A 21,421-nucleotide genomic window follows, 5' to 3' on the forward strand; every position below is an offset into this window, starting at 1 on the left:
CGAATCGTCACACCAGTCACGGCCGACCAGGGCCGATCAACAAGATCGTGTTACGAGCTCATAGGTGCTCTCCCCGTAAACGATGCCTTCCCGCAGGATCCAGCCCTACCGCCGCCAAGAAGCGTGGCATACGACATTTCGACCCCAGCATTTGGAGAGCTCCTGCACTGCCCAACTGTTCTGCGACAGGTACGAAAGCGGCCAGGAAGCGCGACCGCCTGAATGACATGGCGGTGGGCCATTGTGGTGTCGACACTGCCCAGCCGCGAGCTATGCATACGTGTGGCACATCCGTGACTGGCCAGGTTGAGCAGGCCTTGGCGGCCAGTGCTCAGGCACCGCCGCCGGGAGCTTATCGCACGGCGATGCCGCCGCGACTGCTACGTGAGGAAGCGGAGGGCGGGCCGGCTCCGGAGTCCACGGCCTCTGCGGCGCTGGAAGCCCTGATCCACGAGCTGCTTGACGCAGCCGAGCGGTTGGAGTTGACCGGGGAGCCCTCATCGCGGAGATTATCTGTGAGTTCGTACGCCGAGATACTTGTCCGGCTGGTTTCGAGAGGCGCGGGGGCTGGCTGAGGAACGTCAGTTGTGGTCGCGTTGGAAGGTGACCTCCACTCGGCGGTTTTTCTTGCGGCCGGACTCCGTGGAGTTGTCGGAGATGGGGTACTGCTCGCCGTAGCCGCGGACCTCGAAGGTGATGTTCGGGTCGTTCAGGGCGCTGGAGAGGGCGGCTTGTACGGCGTTGGCTCGTTGGCGGGAGAGGACGTCGCCGTGGGCTGAGGAGCCCAGGTTGTCGGTGAAGCCGAAGACCCGGACTCGGGTGGCCTGTTGGGCCTTGATCTCCTTGGCGATCGCCGTGATGCGGGCCTGCGAGGCCGGGCTCAGGCGGGCGCTGTCCTTGCCGAAGAGGACTTCGGCCTGGAGGGCGAACTTCACGTTCGCGTTGGTGTCTTCCCGGCGTTCGTCTCCCGACTGTTCCTCCACGACCTGCTTGATGTCCAGGACCTTCGGCTCAGCCAGCGTCGCGCCCTCCGGGAGCTTGAGGTCCGGGTCGTTGGGGTCGACCTCGACGGGCGCGGTGGCGGTGGGCTCGGTGCCCGGGGGGACGCTGGGGCCGTCTGCGGCACGGGCGGGGGGCGTGGTCAGGAGGCAGGTGAGCACCACGGCTGTGGCGAGCGCTCGGGTGCGGGTCATCGTGGCCTCACCCTGAGATCTGGATGGTGGCCGCGGCGAACGTCGGCAGTTGGAAGCTGACCTCGGCCGTGTCGGAGGGGGGCGCCGGGAACTGCATGAAGACGGCCAGACTTTCGCCGGACTTGATGGTGGTGAAGCCGGTGGTGGTGAGTGGTCTGCCGTCCGTGTCCCGCAACACGTAGTAGCGCTTCTTGCTCTTGGAGTCGACGAGCGTCGCGCCGCCCAGAGAACGACCGTTCCGTACGATCTCCGTCTCGTTGCCGCTCAAGGCCGCCGGTGCCACGACGCTCTTGGCTCCCTCGTTCTTCAGAGTGCCGTTGACCGTGACGAAACCACCGGAGTCGCGCTCGGCGGACGTGATCTGGAAGAGCAGACCGTCTGAGCCCTTCAGTTCCGCCATCGGCGTCTGAGGCTGGCCTTCCTGAGCATTCGGCTGGGAACCACCGCCGCTCTGAGACGCACTCGGGGAGCTCTGCGCTTTGTCCTCGCCCCCCTCGCCCCCACCGCAGCCGGCCACACTGAGGGCCAGACCGACCACGGCGGTCAGTGCGACCACGCCCCTGAGGGCCTTCGTCGTGAACCGAATGCTCATGCCTGCGCTTCCTTCTCGCGTGTCATGCGTTGTCAGCCACCAAGTGGACGTCGAAGAGATCGTGCGGTTCCGGGAGCTGGGTCAGATGGTCGGGATCCAGCGTCCAGTCGCCACCCTCGCAGCTCAGTTGCGGCAGTGCGTCGTCCGCGGCGCCCTCGCCGAGGGGTTCGAATCCGCAGAGCGGCTCCACCACGGCGGTGGCGGTGGCCGTCGACCGCATGCTCTCCGTGCCCGGGATGATGCTGTCCCCGACCGGCTTGTTGGTCGTGGCCACGACGCCGTAGCGACGTGGTCCGTCCTCATGGCACTCCGCGGTCGCGTCGTTCTGGGCCGCCAGCTCATACGCGCGCCCGCACGGATCCGTCAGCGCCGGTGCCTCGCCGTCGAGGATGGCCTGCCACTTCGTCGGGTCGAGTACGTTTTCCACCCACTGGTCCGCCAATTGGTCCCGGAACTCCTGGGCTGCGGCGAGCGCCGCGGCGTCAGCCGCTGTCTGAGCACCGTTCCGGTTGGCTGCCGCCTGGCCGACCGCCAGGTAGGCGAACGCGAGGAAGAGCAGGCCCGCCACCACCGTGATGTAGATGGGGAAAGCCTGCCCTGAGTCGCCTCGCAGCCTCGTGCGGGTCAGCCGCCGGTGACTTCGGAGATCTTCGCGGTGATCGCGTCGTAGATCGACTGCCCGATGCTGGTCCCGGTGATGGCCAGCACGATCGCCACCACCACCGCGATGATCCCGAGATACTCCACCGCCGTCTGCCCCTGGTCCCCCCGGGTGGCTCGGGTGCGGAGTGTGGTGAGGGTGGTGCTGAGCCAGTTGGTCATGGGGGTCCCCTCCGCTGGTCATGGTGCCGGCGGGGGGAAGGTAGCCGGTCGGGGGGTGGGTGGGCGAGGGGCCGGGGGCCCAAAGTCGGGCCCAGCTTGGGCCCAGGTGGGAGGTCATCGGGCCTCCAGCCACTTGGCGGTCGCCTCGGCGCGGCTGGCGCTGTGGAGTTTGGCGAAGATGCGGTTGATGTGGTTCTTGACCGTCTTCTCGGCGATGAAGCAGGCGGCGGCGATCTCGTGGTTGTTCATGCCGGACGCGATGAGGTCCATGATCTCCGCCTCCCTCGCGCTGAGTCGGGCCCTCAGTGGATCCGGAGCACTCCCTGGCCCCCCGGGCTTCGACTGTGCCATAGGTAGTTGCGATCGCGAAAGCTGGTTGAAGGTAATTAGCCTTAATTTCTGGGGGTGTTCATGGCTGTTGTGTGCAGTTGCACTTGCGCCTGGTGCTTTTAGGTGGGTGAGCAGCGCGTCGGTTGCGGTCGGGGTCAGGTGGGGTCGGCCGCGTACGGTGTCGCGTACCGCCGTGAGGAGTTGGTCCGTCGTGAACTCGCCGTGCACCAGGTAGCCGCCCGCGCCCGCGCGCAGTGCCTCCTGGACGGTTTCGGCCTCCCCGCTGTACGTCAGCATCAGGACCGGCGCCATGTCCACCAGGTACGGAAGGGCGCTCAGGCCGTCCACCTCCGGCATACGGACGTCCAGGAGGACCACGTCGGGGCGGTGCACCGCCGTCACCTCGCATGCTTCGCGGCCGGTCGCCGCCTCCGCCACGACGGCGATGTCGTCGTGCGCGGTGAGGAGGGCTGCCAGGCCCGCGCGGACCACCGGGTTGTCGTCCGCGATCACGACCCGCAACGGCTGCGGCTGCGGCTGCGGCCAGGTCATGTCGTCGCTCCTGTCTTTCGGCCCCGGGCCGCCCGGTCTCTGCGCCGTTCGCGGTTTCGGTTCCGGTTCCGGGCCCGGTCGCGGCGGTCACCGTCACTGTCGTCGTTGCGGGAGCGATGTGGCAGGGGCAGGTCCAGGCGTACCTCCGTGCCTCGGCCGCCGCCGGCGGGTGCGGGCCCGAAGTCGATCGTCGCGCCCATCGTCGCCGCCCGTTCCGTCATGCCCAGCAGGCCGAAGCGTCCGCACTCGCGCAGTGCGTCGAGTGTCGTGTCCTGCGGCAGGCCCCGGCCGTCGTCACGCACGCGCAGGGTCAGCGTGTCGTCGTTGCGGAGGTTCACCCACACGTCCACCCGGGTACCGCCCGCGTGGCGGTAGGCGTTCTCCAGCGCCTCCTCCGTGATCGCCACGAGGTCGTGGGCCGTCGGGTGGGGCAGAGTCGGCGCCGCTGCCGGTCCGGGGGCGTGGTAGCTCGTCGTCATGCCCGTCCGGGCTTCGAAGGCGGCCACCGCGGCCGCCAGTTGCGGCAGTACAGGGGTCACGGACGCCGTCGTCTCCTCCGTCCGCAGGTCGGTCAGCAAGTCCCTCGACTCCGCCGCCGCCCTGCGGGCGGCACGTGCCACCAGGTCCGCCTGTTCGCGCAGTCGCTCCGGGTCGGCGTGGGGGGCGTTCGCGGTGTGGGCCAGCGCCTCGGCCGCCAGGGCCACGCCGTGCAGGGTCTTGGCCACCGAGTCGTGCATCTCACGGGCCAGGCGTGCTCGTTCGGCCTGGGTGGCCTCGGTGGCGGCCAGGCGGGCCCGCACCTTCGTCAGGGTCTCCGTCGCCTCGCCGAAGCGGAGCATCAAGCCGCGCAGGGTGGAGCCGACCGCCCCGGTGATGACGCAGAAGCCGGGCAGCAGCAGGCGTTCCGCCACGCTCGGGTGGGCCGTCTGGTCCAGGGTGGCATGGACCAGCAGCAGGATCAGCGACTGGAGCGAGGCGAAGCAGGCGGCGCCCCGCCAGCCGTAGACGATGCCTGCCAGCAGCGGGGTGCAGACGCTGACGTACGCCAGCGTGGTGTCGGGACCCGCCGAGATCAGGAGCAGGGAACCGATGAGGGTGTCCGCGGCGAGGAGGGACGGGTGGCGCAGGAGGAGGGGGCCGAGGCGTTCCCAGTCGCGGAACAGGGCGTACGAGGCCATGACCGTGACGACGACCGCGGCGCCCACCAGGCGCACGCCCAGTCCGGGCGCTGCGTTGAGCAGGGCCGACGGGGCGGCAAGCGCGATCATCGCCAGCCGGAAGCCGAAGACCTGCCGGCACATCGCCTGCAGGGCGTTCACCTGGAGGGACAGGGGGGCGGGCCGGGAGGCGAGAAGCGGGGCGGGCCGGGAGGCGAGAAGGGGAGCGCGCCGTGAAGCGCGAAGGGGAGCGAGAAAGGGGACGAGCCCAGGGTCGGGCAGAAGGGCGGGCTCAGAAGCGGTAACGGCCGCGGGCGCGGGAGCAGGCACCACCGCGGGAGCGGTCGCGGGCCCGTCGGGCTGTGATGCGGTGCTGCCCCACTGCCTGCCGGTCCCGGGCGGCGTGGCCGTGCTCCTGCCCCAGCGCCTGCCGGTCCCGGGCAGCGGCCCGGCCGCCCTGCGGCTCCACCCCTCACCGAGGCCCCGGGCCCGGCCCCGGCCCCAGCGCCGGATGCGGTTCCGGCCCAGGCGCCGAGCGATTGCGAGCATCTTCACCACCCCGTCCCCTGTTCTGCCCCCGTGTCCCCTGTTCTGCCCCCCGCGGTCGCGCCCGGCGTCCGTCCCATGGCCTTACCCCTACTCGCCCGTGATCGTGCCGAAGTCGGTGCCCGAGCCCAGCAGCAGGCCCGCGCCGAGCAGCAGCATGGTGGCCGGGACCATGAAGGTGGTGATGACCAGCGTGGCCCGGGGGACGGCCCGCGCGGCCTTGCGGCGGGCGTTCTGCGCGTCGGTGCGGCGCATGTCCTTGGCCAGGGCGACGAGCGTCTCGACGATGGGGGCGCCCAGTTCCTCGCCCTGCTGGAGGGCCGTGACGAACATGGCCACCTGCTCGGAGTCGTTGCGGCGCCGCAGCTCGGCGAAGGCCTGGCGGCGGCTCATACCGAGGTCCATCTGGCGCAGGGTGATGCGCAGTTCGTCCGCCCACGGGCCCTCGTAGTGGACGGCGACACGGTCGAGTGCCTGGCGGAAGCCGAGGCCGGCGCTGACCACCACCGCCAGGACGTCGAGGAAGTCCGGCAGGGTCCGCTCGATGACGTCCTTGCGGACCCGCATCGCGGACCAGATGCCGACCTCCGTCCACAGCGCGCCGAACGCCAGCATCAGCAGCGCCACCAACCACTGGCCCCGTAGCAGGAACACCAGGCCGCCGACGCCGCCGAGGGCGCCGTAGACGGCGCGGCGGGCCGCGTAGCGGTCGATGGTGAGGCCGCCCGGGTTGCCGGCGAGGTCGATCTTCCTGCGGTATCTGGCGACCTGCTTCGGGCCCATCAGGCGCAGTACGGCGGGTGCGTACCGCATGCCGAGCCGGTCGACGAGAGAGTCCACCGCGCCGGTGCGGGTGGCGCCGACCTCCAGGGCGAGCGCGAGGTCGGGGGGCAGTTTGGCGTCGGCCCGGTACATGCGGATGCCTGCGAAGACACCCCACACGCCGAGGCCCATGAGGAGGGCGAGGATCAGGCCCATCGGTCGTCCCTCCTCTCAGACGTCGATACGGGACATGCGGCGGATGAGGACGAAGCCGACGGCGTACAGCCCGAAGGCGGCGATCACCGCGGCCTGGCCGAGCGGTGAGCCCGTCATGCGTTCCAGGGCGCCGTCCTTCACGCCGTTCATGAGGAACAACGAGCCGAGGCCCAGTACCGGGACCGCGTACGAGGTCATGTTCACCTGGGAGAGCTGAGTGCGGATCTCGCGCCGGGTCTCCTTGCGTTCCTCCAGCGTCTCCGTCAGGTTGCGCAGGGCCGCCACGACCTGGCCGCCCGCGCGGTTCGACAGGACCAGCGTCGTGACCAGGACGACCAGTTCGCGGGAGGGGAGGCGGTCCGCCAGTTCGCCGAGTGCCTCGTCCATCGACCGGCCCACGGCCAACTGGTCCGCCACTTTGGACAGTTCCTCGCCGGCCGGGGCCTCCAGCTCCTCCGCCGCCATGCCGATCGCGGTGCGGAGGGCGAGGCCGGCGTGGGTGGCGTTGGCGAGGATGCGGGACAGTTCGGGGAGCTGGTTGATGAACCGCTCGATGCGTTTCTGGCGCTGCCAGGTGAGGAACTGCCACGCCGTCCACACACCCAGCAGTGCGGCGATCGGCCCGAAGAAGGGCGCCAGGGCCGCCTGCCCCACCAGCCACAGCCCGGCGACACCGGCCAGCAGGTACGCCGTGAACTCGCCCGGCGTCACGTCCAGGCCGGTCGCCGCCAGCTTGCGCTCCAGGGCCCGCCCGGCTCTCGTACGGCGGATTCGGCGGTCCAGGGCGCGGAAGCGGCGCGGGCGACCGGTGGGCGGGAGCCAGCCCGTGTGGTTCAGGCGGGCCACGAGGTCTGCCTGCTGGGCGCGGCCCGAGGCGTACGCCTGGACGCCCGCGACCACCAGGGCGCAGGCCAGGAGGGTGACTCCCGTGGTGAACGTGATCAGGTCCAGGTCCATGGGTCTGCTGCCTCTCTCCCTGCCCACCGGGGCGTGTGGGGGTGCCTGTGGTGCTGACTCCGGCGCTTGCGGGGGCGGCAGTCCACTACCGTGCCTCCCGCGTCGCGAGGTCGTCCGCCGTGCGCGCCACCCCGAACGCCTGCGGGACGGGCTGCCCGGCCATGTAGAGGCGTTCGGCGGTGCGGCGCGGCAGCGGGAAGCAGCGGAAGGCCCCGTGGATGCGGCCGTCGGCCGTCATCGGCTGTGCGTCGAAGCGGGCGATGGTGGCCAGCCGGTACGGGTCGCCGCCGTGGCTGTCGAGGAGCGCAATCTCCGTGACGCGGCGGGCGCCGTCCGCGAAGCGGGTGAGCTGGATGATGACGTCGACGGCGCTGTTGATCTGGTCGTGCAGGGCGATGAACGGGATCTCCACGTCCGACATGGAGGCGAGGGTCTGCAGGCGGGTGAGCGCGTCCTCGGCGCTGTTGGCGTGGACGGTGGCGAGGGAGCCGTCGTGGCCGGTGGACATGGCCTGGAGCATGTCGAGGGACTCGCCCCCGCGGACCTCGCCGACCACGATCCGGTCGGGGCGCATCCGCAGGGAGTTGCGGACCAGGTCGCGGATGGTGATGCGGCCCTTGCCCTCGACGTTCGGGGGGCGGGCCTCCAGCCGGATCACGTGCTGCTGCTGGAGCTGGAGTTCGGCGGAGTCCTCGATGGTGATGATGCGTTCGCCCTCCGGGATGAGTCCGGAGAGGGCGTTCAGCAGGGTGGTCTTGCCGGTGCCCGTCGCACCGGACACGATCACGTTGAACTTGGCCTGTACCAGGCCGGCCAGCAGGAACAGCATGTGCTCGTCGAGCGAGCCGAAGCCGACGAGTTCGTGGAGGGTGAAGGAGCGCGGGAAGCGGCGGATGGTGAGGATGGGGCCGGTCAGGGACAGCGGCGGGATGATGACGTTCACGCGCTCGCCGGACGGCAGCCGTGCGTCGACCATCGGGTTGGACTCGTCGACGCGGCGGTTGACGGTCGACACGATGCGTTCGATGGTCTGCATCAGCTGGTCCGTCGACGCGAAGCGCAGGGGCAGCTGCTCGACCCGGCCCGCACGTTCGACGAAGATCGTGTCGGGGCCGTTCACCATGATCTCGGTGATCGACGCGTCCTCCAGCAGCGGTTCCAGGATGCCGAGGCCGAGCGCCTCGTCGACGACGCGGCGGATCAGCTGGGCGCGCTCCGCGGTCGACAGCACCGGGCCCTCGCGGCTGATGATGTGCCCGAGGACGCGTTCCAGCCGTGCCCGGCGCTCGGCCGCCGCCAGCGCGCTCATCTCCGCGAGGTCGATCTCCTCCAGCAGTTTCGCCCGGTAGGTGGCGACCAGGTGACCGTCCTCGCCCCGGCTGCCGTTCTCCTCGGGGGAGGTGATGCGTGACCTCAGGCTCATGGCTCCGGTGACTCCTCGTGCATCGGGTCGTGCGTCCGGGCGTTCATCCGGTGGCTCCTCGTTCAGCGGTCGAGCGGCATGGTGGCGGACTTGCGGGCGGGGTCGAAGTCCCAGCCGGGCACGACCGAGGGGATCTGGACGGTCGCGGTGACGGTGACCTCGTCGCCGCCGTACGACTCGGCGCAGCTGACGCCGTCGGCGAGCCAGCCGCTGACCGCGGTCTCGCAGCCCTCCTGGGCGCTCCGGTCGAGCGACGCGGCGCGCGCGCCGGCCCGTGCGGCGGTGCCGGCCTGCTGGGCGGCGTAGGCGATCAGGCCGAGCTGGACGCCGGCCATCGCCACGAGGATTAGGACGGGCAGGAAGCCGAGGTATTCGAGGGCGGCCTGGCCCCGGTCGCGGCACCCGCCTGGCCGACGGCGTCGCCCGCCCCCGGCATAGGGTCCGGGCCGACCGCGCCCGCCGCCTCCCACAAGTGGTCCGGGCCGACCGCGCCCGCCGCCTCCCGCGAGTGGTCCGTGCCCGCTGTTGTACGGCATCTCAGCGCTTCGCCTCCTCCACGGCCCCCGCGTGGCCCTCGACCTCGAAGGGGAAGCCGATCGAGCCGGGGAAGAGGACCGGGACGCGGAGCGTGACCTCGGCGGTCACATAGCCCTCGCCGGAGCAGGTGACCCGGCCGGACCAGGCGTCGGGCAGCGCGGCCAGGCCCGCCGTCTCGCAGGCACCCTGGCGTTCGCCGGGGGAGGCGGCCGTGCCCGCCCGTACCGCCTCGTCGGCGGCGTTCCCGGCGAGCGTGAAGGTGTAGCCGACCAGCACGAACTGCCACACCAGTACCAGTGTGAGGATGATCAGCGGGGTCATGCCGAGGAACTCGACGGTGACCTGGCCCCGGTCGCCGCGCACACGCATTCCGATCACTCCTTACGCCTGCGGAAGCCGGTCGCACCCCTGCGGACGAGGGCGGTCTCGGGCGCCTTGACCAGCCCCAGCTCCCCGGCGAGCGCCCAGAGCGCCTGCCGTACCTGGCCCTTGGGGTCGAGGGTGTGCACGCGGCCGGAGTCGACGGCCGCGGCGAGTTCCTTGAAGTGGGCGGGGACGGTGGTCGCGGCGACGCCGGTGCCGGTGATCTTCTGGATGAGGGCGGGCTGGATCTCGGTGGCGCGGCTGTGACGGTTGACGACGACCGTGGTCTCCTCCGCCTTGCGGACCTGCAGCCGGTCCCACATGCGGACGGTGCGTTTGGCGCCGCGTACGGCGACCACGTCCGGGGTGGTGACCAGCAGGGCCCGGTCGGCCATCTCCACGGCGGCGGCGCCGGCCCCGCCGAGCTGGGCGCCGCAGTCGATGACGACGACGTCGTAGCGGGAGCGCAGGGCGCTCACGACCTGCCGGGCGGCCCGGTCTGTGACTTCTTCGCCGCGTTCGCCCTCGCCGGGGGCGAGGAGGAGGGCGACGCCGCTGTCGTGCCGGAAGACGGCCTCGGCGAGGACACGGGGGGTGATGTCGGTGATGGCCGCGAGGTCGACGACGGAGCGGCGGAACTGGACGTCGAGGTAGGAGGCGATGTCCCCGGTCTGCAGGTCCATGTCGACCAGGGCCGTCTCCTGCCCGGACGCCTGGGCGGCGAGGGCCAGTTGGACGGCGGTGAGGGTGGTGCCGACGCCGCCCTTGGCGCCGCTGACGGTGACGACGGTGCCGCCGGCGCCGGTGAACACCTCCGTGCCGTGACCGAGGTGGCGGCGTACGCCGGCCGACCACTGGGTCACGGCCTGGACGCGGCTGGCGAGTTGCTCGTAGTCGAGGGGCAGGGTGACCAGGCCGCGGGCGCCGGCGTCCATGGCGGCGGAGAACAGGCCGGGCGAGGCGTCCGTGGTCAGGAGGATGACACCGGCGGCCGGGAAGCGCAGGGCGACGTCGCGGACCAGTTCCAGCGCCGGGACCGGGCCGATGCGTTCGTGGACGACGACCACTTCGGGGAGTTCGTCGACCGACTCGGCGGCGAGGCGGGCGAGAGTGTCGACGAGCTGGGTGGAGTCGGTGACCGGGGGGACGGGTTCGGCTTCGGGGAGCTGGCTGAGCAGAGTGGTGAGCGAGCGGGCCGCGTCGGGGTCGCCGACGGCCGGCAGGATCCTCGTGGGCATGGCGGCCGCCTCTCACTTGTCCTTGGCGAGCTGGTAGGTGCGGTCCTGCTCCGGGACCGTGGTGTCGCCGCCCGGCGCCACGAGCGCGAGGCGGACGCGCTTGGCGAACGACTCGGCGTAGGTGATGCGCTGGGCGTCGAGCGTGGACAGCGCGAAGGTGATGGGGACGGCGTCGGTGGCCTGGCGGGCCCGGTCGTCGGCGTCGGGGCGCAGCGCGGTGATCCTGCCGACGTCGAGGACGCGGGCGTTGGTCACGATGATCTTGGATACGTCGGGGTCGCCGTCCCGGGCGCCTTCGAAGGTGGCGTAGACGTTGACGTCGGAGCCGGGGGTGATCTTGCCGGCGACTCCGGTGGCCGCGTCGATCATGATGGCGACCTCCTGCTCGCCGGGGCGCAGGGCGGGCTGGTCGACGACCATGTCGCGCTGGAGCAGGGAGCCTTCGTGCAGGGTGGTCACGGCGATCTTGCCGCGGATCTCGGCGAGGTCGCGCACCGCGTTCTCGGACAGCCAGCGCTCGGGCATCTCGATCTTCTCGAACTGGTCCCTGCTCAGCGCGGTGTACGGCTTGACCTCGGTCTTCAGCCGGTACGCGGTCACTTCGGGGCCGACCTTGGACTCCACGTCGTCTATGACGGAGAGCACGCCGGCGAACGCGCCGAGGGCGCACACCACCGACAGGAGCAGGAGGATCACGCCGCGGCGCTGACGGGAGTTCATGGACCTGTGCAACCTCGTTGGGGGTCGGGGCGAGCGGGGCCGGTGCGGGGGTGCGGGTCGGGCGGGTGGAGCGAGTGCAGCAGCTGGAGCGGGTGGTGCTGGTGGTGCGGGTGGTGCGGGTGGTGCGGGTGGTGCGGGTGGTGCGGGTGACCGAGGCCGGCCGGGCCGGGTCTGCGGGAGCCGGGGCGGACGCGGCCGGGGCGGGGCTCAGTCGCCCGCCGTCAGCGCGCGCACGGGGCGTGCGGGCGGGACGGCCCGCGCGGCACCGGGTCCTGCCTGGGGCCCGTGGGGCGCCCCGCCCTGGCTCCCGTAGGGCGCCTCGCCCCGGGGCCCGTACGGCGGACCGTACGGCGTCGCGGCCTGTTGCCCGTAAGGCACCGCGGGCTGTTGCCCGTGAGGCACCGCGGCCTGTTGCCCGCGGGCCACCCCGACCCGGGGTCCGTACGGCGACCCGTACGGCGTCGCGTGCGCAGGTCCCGCGTGTTGTCGTACGGATGCCTCGGCGGCGGGCGGCGTGGTCGCGGAGCAGAAGACGCAGCGGTCGCCGATGACGTCGAGGCCGCACCAGTGACAGGTGGTCTGTCTGACCGAGGTGACCAGTTGGTAGAGGACGGAGAGGTCGGGCAGATAGGCGCAGAACTCGACGAGCTTGCCGGTGCCCCACCAGACGGCGGACTCGGCGGGCGCGGCGACCTCCCGGAGCCCCTGGGGGCGCCAGGCCGGGGCGAGGGTGTCGGTGACCCACTCGGGTGGCAGCTGGCCCTTGCCGACCAGGAGCCAGGTGCCGAACTCCGGCCCGGGCAACGGGACCCCCGGTGCGGCCCGGATCAACTGCGGCTCCGGGTGGGCCAGTACGGCGAACTGGCTGCCCGGGAGCCAGGAGCGGGCGTGCGAGGCCAGTTTGACGGGGAGGCGGTCGAGGCGGGCGACGGAGCCGAGGAGCGCGCCGGCGTGGATGTAGTGGGTGAGCAGCCGGCCCGCGCAGGCGAGGACGCCGGGGCCGAGGTCGCAGGAGGCGAGCTGGCGCAGCTGGCGGGCCAGTACGGCGAGCCCGAGGGGCGGCAGGTCGGGCCGGAACAGGGCGACGCGGTCGCTCTCCAGCAGGGACCGCACGGCGTGCAGGCGCTGCTCCACGGCGGGTGGCACGGCGCGGGAGTAGACGACCACGACGTGGCCGTACTGTTCGATGAGGGTCTGGACGGCGGCCACGGACTGTTCCAGCGGCTGGCGGTCCAGGTCGGCGAGCACGGCGGCGGGCAGCGTCCGCTCGTCCTGCGGCGGCAGCGCCATGTCGACGCCGGTCACGGCAATGGCAGTTGGCACGCGCAGCTCCCCGATTCCCGCGGTCCGGCCCACCGGTGTTACTCCGGCGCACCGGGGTGACTTCATTGCGTGACTACCTCAGCACTGTATCCACGCCCCTGTGGCCGGAGAACAACTTTCGGTGACTAGGAAGGAACTGTCTTCGCGCCCCCTCACCCCAAGTGTGCACATACCAGGGCATGTTGCACCCCCTTGACAACTCAATTGGTCTGGACCAACTTGTTGTCATGTCCCCACACAACGGTTCGGCACGGACCAGCAGAACGACACGGTTCTGGTCGGCGGCGGTCACCGCCGCACTCACCCTCTCCCTGGCGGGCGCGGCTCAGGCGTCCGCCGCGGACCTCAACAACGCGAAGAACGCCGGCTTCGAGGCAGGTCTCACCGGCTGGACCTGCTCGGCGGGCAGCGGCACGACGGTGTCCTCCCCGGTGCACGGCGGCACGGCCGCGCTGAAGGCGACCCCGGCGGGGCAGGACAACGCCCGCTGCACCCAGACCGTCGCCGTCCGGCCCGACTCCACGTACACCCTGAGCGCCTGGGTGCAGGGCGGCTACACCTACCTGGGCGCCACCGGCACCGGGACCACCGACGTGTCCACCTGGACGCCCGACACCACGACGTGGAAGCAGCTGTCGACGACCTTCACCACCGGCGCGTCCACCACCTCGGTGACGGTGTACCTGCACGGCTGGTACGGGCAGGCGGCCTACCTCGCCGACGACGTCTCGGTCTACGGTCCCGACGGCGGCGGGGGCGGCGACCCCACCCCGACGATCCCCGGCGCGCCCAGCGGGGTCGCCGTCTCGGGCACCACGTCCTCGTCCGTCTCCCTGTCCTGGCCCGCCGTCTCCGGTGCGACCGGGTACGCCGTCTACCGCGACGGCACGAAGGTCACGGCGGTGACCGGCACCACGGCGACGGTGACCGGTCTCGCGTCCTCCACCTCGTACTCCTTCCAGGTCACGGCGGTGAACTCGGCCGGTGAGTCGCCGAAGTCTGCGCCGGTGACGGCGACGACGGCCGGCACCGGTGGCGGCGGAGGGGGGTCGCTGCCCAAGCACGCGGTGACCGGCTACTGGCAGAACTTCGACAACGGGGCCACCGTCCAGCGGCTCGCCGACGTGCAGTCCCAGTACGACATCATCGCGGTGGCCTTCGCGGACGCGACGACCACGCCGGGCGCGGTGACCTTCGCCCTGGACTCCGCCGGGCTCGGCGGCTACACCGTCGACCAGTTCAAGGCGGACGTCCGCGCCAAGCAGGCTGCCGGCAAGAAGGTGATCATCTCGGTGGGCGGTGAGCGCGGCACCGTGTCGGTCAACGACGCCACGTCCGCGGCGAACTTCGCGGACTCCGTCCACGCGCTGATGCAGACCTACGGCTTCGACGGCGTGGACATCGACCTGGAGAACGGCCTCGACGCGACCTACATGACGCAGGCGCTGCGCTCGCTCTCGCAGAAGGCGGGCCCCTCGCTGGTCATCACGATGGCTCCGCAGACCATCGACATGCAGTCGACGTCGGGCGGGTACTTCCGCACCGCCCTGAACATCAAGGACATCCTCACGGTCGTCAACACCCAGTACTACAACAGCGGTTCCATGCTGGGCTGCGACGGCAAGGTCTACAGCCAGGGCTCGGTCGACTTCCTCACCGCCCTCGCCTGCATCCAGCTGGAGGGCGGCCTCTCCCCCTCCCAGGTGGGCCTGGGCGTCCCCGCGTCGACCCGCGGCGCGGGCAGCGGCTACGTCTCCCCCACCGTCGTCAACAACGCCCTCGACTGCCTGACCCGAGCCACCAACTGCGGCACCTTCAAACCCTCCCGCACCTATCCCGGCCTCCGCGGCGCCATGACCTGGTCCACCAACTGGGACGCCACGGCGGGCAACACCTGGTCCAACACGGTGGGCCCCCACGTCCACGCCCTGCCGTAGACCGACCCGCACCGCGGACCCGCTCACCGGCGGGTCCGCGTTGCGATCGGCAATGTGCTGGTGTGATGATTCCGGGCATGGTTGATCAAGGGGGCGGTGGTCCGGAGGGGGCGATGCCCAGATCCGTTCTGGACGAGTACACCTGGGTGACCGGCCCCGCACGCCAGAAGACCACGTCAGCGCCTTCGGTGGACATGCCCGACCCGCCTTCCGACGCCGATACCGCGTCCGAGGACGGAAGCTACCGTCTTCGCCGCCGTCAAGCCGCTGCCTGCCTGGGCGAGTTCCGGCGTACGGCGGTCCTGTTGCCTCTGAGTGCCGACGGCGCCCCGTTGACGGCCGACTTCGGTGGCGTCCGATGGATCCTCGCTTTCTCGAACGAGGCCATGCTGGCCGGGTTCGCCGCATCGAGAGGCGAGGCATCCCGGGAGTGGGACTACGACCGGGTGCTCGGGGCTCGGCTGCTGGACGCGGTGATCCCCGCGATGCCGGTCCCGTACGGGGTGGCGCTGGACGCCGGGACGGACGGGGAGGGTCTGCTGTTCCCGCCGGTGAGCGGCATCGTGCCGGACTCGGCGGCGGTGGACAGTGATGTCGTCTCCGACGAGACGGACTGGAACGGGGGATCGCATACATGAGTGACGGCACTGGAATGGACCTGCAGGCACTGGGCCTGGGCCTGATCGCCCAAGGCATCACCGGAGCACTCGACGAACTCAGGGAGATCGGCTCGACCGGTGACGCGGCAACGGGCCGCGGCTTCTCCGATCTCGAGCTGACTGGCCTTGAGTTGGGCCACGGCGAGCTGACCTCAGCCCTGGCTTCGTTCTGCGAGCGCTGGGACTTCGGTGTCCGGAACCTGGTACACGAGGGCAGCGCCTTCGCAAAGGCCGTCGGGCTGTCGGCAGGAACGTTCTACGAATACGACCAGTACGTCGGAGGGACGCTCAAGGTCGCGGTGAACTCGGTGATCGGCAACCCGCACCTGTCGGAGGGCGAGGTGAGCAGGATGAGCTGGAGCGACATCGCCTCCCATCACGCGCTCGCCGGCACGGACTGGAGCGACAAGTCCTTCGAGGAATCGTGGGACAACAGCAAGGAGATCTGGCGGAGTACGGCCGACGATGTGAAGTCCTCCTCTCTCGACCCCGGCGACTCGCTCGACCCCCGGACCTGGCAAGGGAAGACCCCGACAGATGGGTGACTGGAACTGGAAGGGCGCTGTCGACGGCGTTCTGGGCAAGGGTGAAGAGCTCTACGAAGGCGGCAAGGAGCTCGTCGGTGAGGGCATCGACAAGGGCACGGACGTCGCCGGGGACGTCCTGGACTACGTCGGTGCGGAGGATCTCGCTGACAAGGTGGAGGACTTCGGCGACGGCCTCGCCTCCGCCCTCGGCGCGGCCCCGGGCGAGGAACAACTGGGCGACACCGAGGAAGCGAACGAGCTGGTCCACGGCAACCCGGCCCGCATCCGGGAGAGCGTCAAGCACCTCAAGGACTTCCACACCGCTTTCGGCAAGGTCGGCGAGGGCATGCGCAAGCTGGATTCCAGCCAGTGGAAGGGCGAGGCGGCCGACACCTTCCGTGAGAAGTTCGCCATGCATCCCACCAAGTGGCTGCACGCCGCGGACGCCTGCGAGGCGGCGGCCAAGGCACTCGACTCCTACGCAGACACCGTCGCGTGGGCGCAGGGCCAGGCGCAGGACGCCATCGGCCTCTACAGGAAAGGCAGGAAGGCGTCCGACGAAGCGGCGGATGCGTACAACGAGAAGGTCACCTCCTACAACGCCAAGGCGATGGCCGGCGAGGACCCGGGCCCCGAACCGGGCCCCTTCCAGGACCCGGGCAAGGCGGACGTCGGGCGGGCCTATGAGGTCCTCGAGGAAGCCCGGCGGCAGCGCAACGAGGCGGGCCGCACCGCGGCGGCCTCCGTACGCGCCGCCCTTCAGCACGCCCCGGCCGAGCCCTCGATCACGGAACGCCTCTTCATCAACGGGTCCGACCTCCTGGTGGGCCAGGGCACGGAGGTCACCCACCTGGTGGGCGGCGCGGTCAAGGGCACAGCCGGCCTGTTCAATTACGGCCGCAGCATGAGCATGGTCGACCCGTACAACCTCGCCCATCCGGCGGAGTACTTCGAGAACGTCAACATGACGCTCGCCGGTGTGACATCGACCGCCATGAACCCGGACCCCGTGGTGAAGGAGGTGTACGAGACCTTCAAGAAGGACCCGTCCGAGGGCGTCGGCCGACTGATCCCCGACCTAATCGGCAGCAAGGGCACGGGGCTGGCCCGGGGCGGGGTCAGGGCAACCGTACGGAAGAGCGCCGAGGAGGCGGTGCAGAGCGGGCTGCGCAGAGGGGGCCGAGATGTTGTCGAGAACAGCGCCGATGACGTCTCCCGCCCACCAGGTGCGAAGGTCTGTGTGAAGGATCCCGTTGATGTGGCGACAGGCCGCATGGTTCTCGCACAGGCCGACGTGGCTCTGCCCGGAAGCCTGCCCCTTGTGGTCAAGCGCTCTTTCGAGTCCTCGTACCGACTGGGTGGGTGGTTCGGTCCCACATGGTCCTCGACGCTTGACCAGCGGCTGGAGATCGACGCCCAAGGGGTCGTCTTCGTGGGCGAGGACGGTCTGGTCCTCAGCTACCCGCACCCGGCGCCCGGAGTCCCGACGCTGCCCACCCATGGCCCTCGATGGCCGCTCGATCGTACAGAAGACGGCTACACCCTCACCGACCCTCTTTCGGGCCAGGTGCGGGTTTTCTCCGATCGGGGAGACGCGCTTTGCCGTCTTGAGGAGATCGAGGACCGCAATGGGAACTGGATCGCCTTCGACTACGAGGCAGGCACCGACGCGCTCCGGTCGATCACGCACAGCGGCGGCTACCGGCTCTTGTTCACGACCGATGAGGGACGCATCACCGCCGTACGGCTGGCCGGGGCGGCCTCAGACGGCTCCGACATCGAACTGATGCGATACAGCTACTCCGGTGGACATCTCACGGAGGTCGTCAACTCCTCCGGCAGGCCGCTGCGTTTCGGCTACGACGGACACGGACGCATCGTGTCGTGGACCGACACCAACGGCAGCCACTTCACCTACGTCTACGACGACCAGGACCGCTGCACGGAACAGTCCGGCGCTGCCGGGCACCAGAGGTCGATGTTCACCTACGAGCCCATGGACCAGGCCCAGGGCCACGGGACCACCACCGTCACCGATTCCCTCGGCCACAGGAGCCGCTATCTCGTCAACGAACGTCTCCAGGTGATCGCCGAAACCGACCCGCTGGGGCAGACGGTCCAGTATCAGCGCGACCGCTACAACCGCCTGATGGCACAGACGGACACCCTCGGCAACACCACATCGTTCCGCTATGACGAGTCGGGGAATCTGCTCTCCGTGACGCGCCCGGACGGGCGCGCGGCGCATGCCGAGTACGACGAACACTGTCTTCCGACAAAGCTGGTCAGGACTGACGGCACCGTGGTGCGCCAGGCCTACGACGACCGGGGCAACCGGATCTCGGTGACCGACTCGGCGGGAAACACGGCTCACTTCGCGTACTCCGAGGCGGGGCACCTCGGCACACTCACCGACCCTCTGGGCAACACCACAACCGTCGTACGCGACCGTGCGGGCCTTCCCTTGACGATCAGGGACCCTCTGGGAGCTGTCACACGCTATGAACGCGATGCCTTCGGCCGTCCCGTCACCGTCACGGACCCCAGCGGCTCGATGACCCGTCTCGAGTGGACGGTGGAGGGCCGCCTCTCTCGGCGTACGCACCCCGATGGCACAACCGAATCCTGGACGTACGACGGAGAGGGCAACTGCACCCGGCACACAGACCCCTCGGGCGGCATCACCCGCTTCGAGTACACGCACTTCGACCTGCTCAGCGCCCGAACAGGTCCGGATGGAGTCCGATACACATTCGAGCACGACACAGAGCTCCGCCTGACCCGGGTGACCAATCCGCAAGGACTGACATGGTGCTACGAGTACGACCCGGCAGGACGCCTCGCCAGAGAAACGGACTTCGACGACCGCCCGCTCTCCTACACCTATGACGCCTCCGGTCACCTTGCCTCCCGCACGAACGCGCTGGGTCAGGTGGTGACCTTCGAACGCAACGAACTGGGACAGACGGTCCGCAAGGACGCCGACGGCAAGGTCACAACGTACGCCTACGACATGACCGATCAGCTAGCGCAGGCGACCGGGCCGGACGGTACGACGCTTGTGTCGCTACGCGACCGATTCGGACGGCTGCGGTCGGAGACAGTCGATGGACGGACCCTGGCGTACACCTACGACGAGTGGGGACGTCAGACGGGCCGCACCACTCCGACGGGGGCGACGACCACGTGGTCGTACGACGCGGCAGGGCGTCCCGCTGGAATGGTTGTCTCGGGTCGATCGGTCGCCTTCTCCTACGACGAGGCGGGGCGTGAGCGCACCCGTCGAGTCGGTGACACGGTCACCCTGGAGCACGTCTTCGACGAACTGGGCCGTATGACCGACCAGTCCGTGATCGGTGCAGCGGGCCGCAGAGTCCAGCATCGCGCCTACAGTTACCGTGCTGACGGCAATCTGATCGGCGTCGACGATCAGCTGGGCGGCTCTCGCCGCTTCGACCTGGACGCGACGGGCCGGGTCACGGCGGTCCGTGCGGCGGACTGGTCGGAGACGTACGCCTACGACGCGGCGGGCAACCAGACACAGGCGGACTGGCCTGCGGACCACCCGGGCAGGGAGGCCACAGGCACCCGTACGTACGCAGGGAGCCGCATCAAACGGGCCGGTGGTGTCCGCTACGAACACGACGAACTCGGCCGCATCGTCCTGCGCCAGAAGACCCGCCTGTCCCGCAAGCCGGAGACCTGGCGTTACGAGTGGGACGTCGAAGACCGCCTGACGTCGGTGACGACTCCGGACGGCACGCGCTGGCGTTACACCTACGACCCTTTGGGGCGCCGCACGGCGAAAACCCGTGCCGCGGCGGACGGCGGCGACTCGGTCGTCGAGCGCGTCGTCTTCACCTGGGACGGCACGACGCTGTGCGAACAGACCACGGTCTCCGACGACCTGCCGAACCCAGTCACCCTGACTTGGGACCACCAAGGTCTGCGCCCCCTCACCCAGACGGAACGCATTACCGCCGCCGATGCATCTCAGCAGGAAATCGACTCCCGTTTCTTCTCCATCGTCACCGACCTCGTAGGAACTCCCAGTGAACTCCTGGACGAGCAGGGCGAGATCGCCTGGCGCAGTCGCTCGACGCTGTGGGGCACGACTGCCTGGACGGCCAGCAGTACTACGTACATACCCCTGCGGTTCCCGGGCCAGTACTACGATCCGGAAACAGGGTTCCATTACAATTACTTCCGCCACTATGACCCTGAAACGGCGAGGTATCTCACGCCGGACCCGCTCGGGCTCGCCCCTGCACCCAACCCATCGGTTTACGTTCCGAACCCTCATGAGACAGTCGATCCGTTCGGCTTGTCCCCCTGCCCCGAACATCTTTTCCGGGGAACGACTCGCGGATTCGTTGGCAGCCCGGGTGTGCAGCGACACGGAATCACGCCCACGTCGTCGGATCCCGGCGTAGCAGCGGTATTCGCAACGCATGTCGAGACGTTCGGAGAAGCGGTCGTGGAAATCTATCCCCGTAGGGCGTTGGACGGCATCCCCGTACATGAAGGGTATATTGCGCGCGAAATGGAATGGCCGATTGAGCTCAGCCCATCCGAACTATCATCCCGAGCTTCAGCACGGATACCGGCCACGATCGCGAGAGACATACTTTCAGAATTCGACATACACATCCCGAGGCGCGTCACCAAGGGTGATATAGATCCGCTGCTTGAATATGAGGTACCGAAACTCTCACCAGAACAGATCGCACGATTCGTCGAGGAGGCTCACCGGCGTGACTGAGGGTACAAAGCTAAGCGTCTTGGACGTTCTTCCGAACATCGCCGAGAGGACGACGGTGTGTGTCGTTCGCTGCCTCCAAGGAACTGCAAGGCTGGGAATGAGGTTCGTCGTTGAGCCATCAGGCGGGGAGAAGAGGGGCTCCGCTCCCCTCACACTGACGAACATCAAATGGTACGGCAAAGATGTCGAACAATTGGACACAGTCCATTCCGCTAAAGTCACCCTACAGGGAGAAGATGCCAAAAATCTGACGCCAGGGATTCTACTGACAACGCTCCATGAGACCATCTGAGAGATGCGAACGGAGTAGCTTCCTGCCCGCCGGTTGAACTCGGCGAGTTCGATAGACGGATGGCAGGAAGGCGTCGATCAGCTGTGGCTGCCTTGGGCGCCCACTCGCCCGCTCAGGCCTCAGCGTTGGCGACGCCGCTTTCGGCGACCGCAACGGTCGGGACAGACAGCTCGGCCCTCGAGGCCGAGCCGCACGCAGTCCTTGAGCTGATGTCGACCGGCCACGTCACTCTTGGACACGTCGCTGGATTGAATGCATACCGCCGGAGGAACTTTTTCCGAACTCCGCTCATAGGTGGCCGACTTACTCAAAGGGTGAATGGCACAGGCAGTTCGGTGGCGACTTCCGCTGAGGCAGGACGAAGGAAGCCTGTTGACGTGCTTCATGAGATCGAAGACACCGACCACGAAACGGAACCGTGTCTCCCGGCAGCCACAAACAGGGCCGGTGCCCCAGCTGGGTTGACCCCTCCGTGATGAGGGAACGAAGTGCATCCGCCTCGGCACCCACGTA

Annotated in this window: 18 protein-coding genes and 1 pseudogene; 5 read left to right on the plus strand and 14 right to left on the minus strand. The window is 69.5% G+C overall.

Annotation, left to right across the window (positions count from 1 at the left end; translation table 11 throughout):
• Window positions 1–581 precede the first annotated feature (581 nt).
• The 14 genes and pseudogenes from AC3ET3_RS34630 to AC3ET3_RS34695 form a co-directional block, all read right to left on the minus strand.
• Entirely contained in the window at window positions 582–1,193 is a 612-nt protein-coding gene (locus AC3ET3_RS34630) for an OmpA family protein (RefSeq protein ID WP_435613585.1), read from the minus strand.
• Window positions 1,194–1,200: 7 nt separating this feature from the next.
• Window positions 1,201–1,785 (minus strand): hypothetical protein, encoded by a 585-nt coding sequence (locus AC3ET3_RS34635; protein ID WP_432134752.1) that lies wholly within the window; start codon window positions 1,783–1,785, stop codon window positions 1,201–1,203.
• 22 nt (window positions 1,786–1,807) lie between these two features.
• Complete coding sequence (locus tag AC3ET3_RS34640) at window positions 1,808–2,413, minus strand: pilus assembly protein TadG-related protein (RefSeq protein WP_432134850.1); 606 nt, start codon at window positions 2,411–2,413, stop codon at window positions 1,808–1,810.
• On the minus strand, window positions 2,410–2,607 hold the full coding sequence (locus tag AC3ET3_RS34645; protein WP_432134751.1) for a hypothetical protein: 198 nt from the start codon (window positions 2,605–2,607) through the stop codon (window positions 2,410–2,412). The genes AC3ET3_RS34640 and AC3ET3_RS34645 overlap by 4 nt, the downstream gene beginning before the upstream one ends.
• A 114-nt stretch (window positions 2,608–2,721) precedes the next feature.
• The gene (locus AC3ET3_RS34650) at window positions 2,722–3,489 is read right to left on the minus strand and encodes a response regulator (protein WP_435613586.1); all 768 of its coding nucleotides are present in this window, start codon (window positions 3,487–3,489) and stop codon (window positions 2,722–2,724) included.
• Window positions 3,486–4,790 carry a sensor histidine kinase gene (locus AC3ET3_RS34655; protein ID WP_435613592.1) on the minus strand — a complete coding sequence of 435 codons (1,305 nt, stop codon included), beginning with the start codon at window positions 4,788–4,790 and terminating at the stop codon, window positions 3,486–3,488. Before AC3ET3_RS34655 ends, AC3ET3_RS34650 begins: the two co-directional genes overlap by 4 nt.
• Before the next feature lie 492 nt (window positions 4,791–5,282).
• Window positions 5,283–6,170 (minus strand): DUF5936 domain-containing protein, encoded by an 888-nt coding sequence (locus AC3ET3_RS34660; protein WP_435613587.1) that lies wholly within the window; start codon window positions 6,168–6,170, stop codon window positions 5,283–5,285.
• A gap of 15 nt (window positions 6,171–6,185) precedes the next feature.
• Entirely contained in the window at window positions 6,186–7,127 is a 942-nt protein-coding gene (locus AC3ET3_RS34665) for a type II secretion system F family protein (protein WP_435613588.1), read from the minus strand.
• Between the two features lie 85 nt (window positions 7,128–7,212).
• Window positions 7,213–8,550 carry a TadA family conjugal transfer-associated ATPase gene (locus tag AC3ET3_RS34670; protein ID WP_435613589.1) on the minus strand — a complete coding sequence of 446 codons (1,338 nt, stop codon included), beginning with the start codon at window positions 8,548–8,550 and terminating at the stop codon, window positions 7,213–7,215.
• 62 nt (window positions 8,551–8,612) lie between these two features.
• Complete coding sequence (locus AC3ET3_RS34675) at window positions 8,613–8,909, minus strand: TadE/TadG family type IV pilus assembly protein (RefSeq protein WP_432134849.1); 297 nt, start codon at window positions 8,907–8,909, stop codon at window positions 8,613–8,615.
• Between the two features lie 178 nt (window positions 8,910–9,087).
• Window positions 9,088–9,456, minus strand: a complete 369-nt coding sequence (locus AC3ET3_RS34680; protein ID WP_432134745.1) for a TadE/TadG family type IV pilus assembly protein — start codon at window positions 9,454–9,456, stop codon at window positions 9,088–9,090.
• Window positions 9,457–9,461: 5 nt separating this feature from the next.
• Window positions 9,462–10,688: a CpaE/TadZ family protein gene (locus AC3ET3_RS34685; RefSeq protein ID WP_432134744.1), complete on the minus strand. Its 1,227-nt coding sequence runs from the start codon at window positions 10,686–10,688 to the stop codon at window positions 9,462–9,464.
• A 12-nt stretch (window positions 10,689–10,700) separates the two neighbouring features.
• A complete protein-coding gene (gene cpaB / locus AC3ET3_RS34690) occupies window positions 10,701–11,408 on the minus strand; it encodes a Flp pilus assembly protein CpaB (protein WP_435613590.1) in 708 nt (235 codons plus the stop codon).
• Window positions 11,409–11,918: 510 nt separating this feature from the next.
• Window positions 11,919–12,698 (minus strand): annotated as a pseudogene (locus AC3ET3_RS34695) (hypothetical protein); the annotation flags it as partial.
• A 260-nt stretch (window positions 12,699–12,958) separates the two neighbouring features.
• Between AC3ET3_RS34695 and AC3ET3_RS34700 the strand changes: the two are divergent.
• The 5 genes from AC3ET3_RS34700 (at window position 12,959) to AC3ET3_RS34720 (ending at window position 20,908) form a co-directional block, all read left to right on the plus strand.
• The gene (locus AC3ET3_RS34700; RefSeq protein ID WP_435613591.1) at window positions 12,959–14,668 is read left to right on the plus strand and encodes a chitinase; all 1,710 of its coding nucleotides are present in this window, start codon (window positions 12,959–12,961) and stop codon (window positions 14,666–14,668) included.
• Window positions 14,669–14,781: 113 nt separating this feature from the next.
• The gene (locus AC3ET3_RS34705; protein ID WP_432158924.1) at window positions 14,782–15,306 is read left to right on the plus strand and encodes a hypothetical protein; all 525 of its coding nucleotides are present in this window, start codon (window positions 14,782–14,784) and stop codon (window positions 15,304–15,306) included.
• Window positions 15,303–15,872 carry a hypothetical protein gene (locus tag AC3ET3_RS34710; protein WP_432158923.1) on the plus strand — a complete coding sequence of 190 codons (570 nt, stop codon included), beginning with the start codon at window positions 15,303–15,305 and terminating at the stop codon, window positions 15,870–15,872. Before AC3ET3_RS34705 ends, AC3ET3_RS34710 begins: the two co-directional genes overlap by 4 nt.
• Window positions 15,865–20,616 (plus strand): putative T7SS-secreted protein, encoded by a 4,752-nt coding sequence (locus tag AC3ET3_RS34715; protein WP_432158922.1) that lies wholly within the window; start codon window positions 15,865–15,867, stop codon window positions 20,614–20,616. Before AC3ET3_RS34710 ends, AC3ET3_RS34715 begins: the two co-directional genes overlap by 8 nt.
• The gene (locus tag AC3ET3_RS34720) at window positions 20,609–20,908 is read left to right on the plus strand and encodes a hypothetical protein (RefSeq protein ID WP_432158921.1); all 300 of its coding nucleotides are present in this window, start codon (window positions 20,609–20,611) and stop codon (window positions 20,906–20,908) included. Before AC3ET3_RS34715 ends, AC3ET3_RS34720 begins: the two co-directional genes overlap by 8 nt.
• The last annotated feature ends 513 nt before the right edge of the window (window positions 20,909–21,421 follow it).

This window comes from Streptomyces sp. bgisy159, from assembly GCF_057707805.1.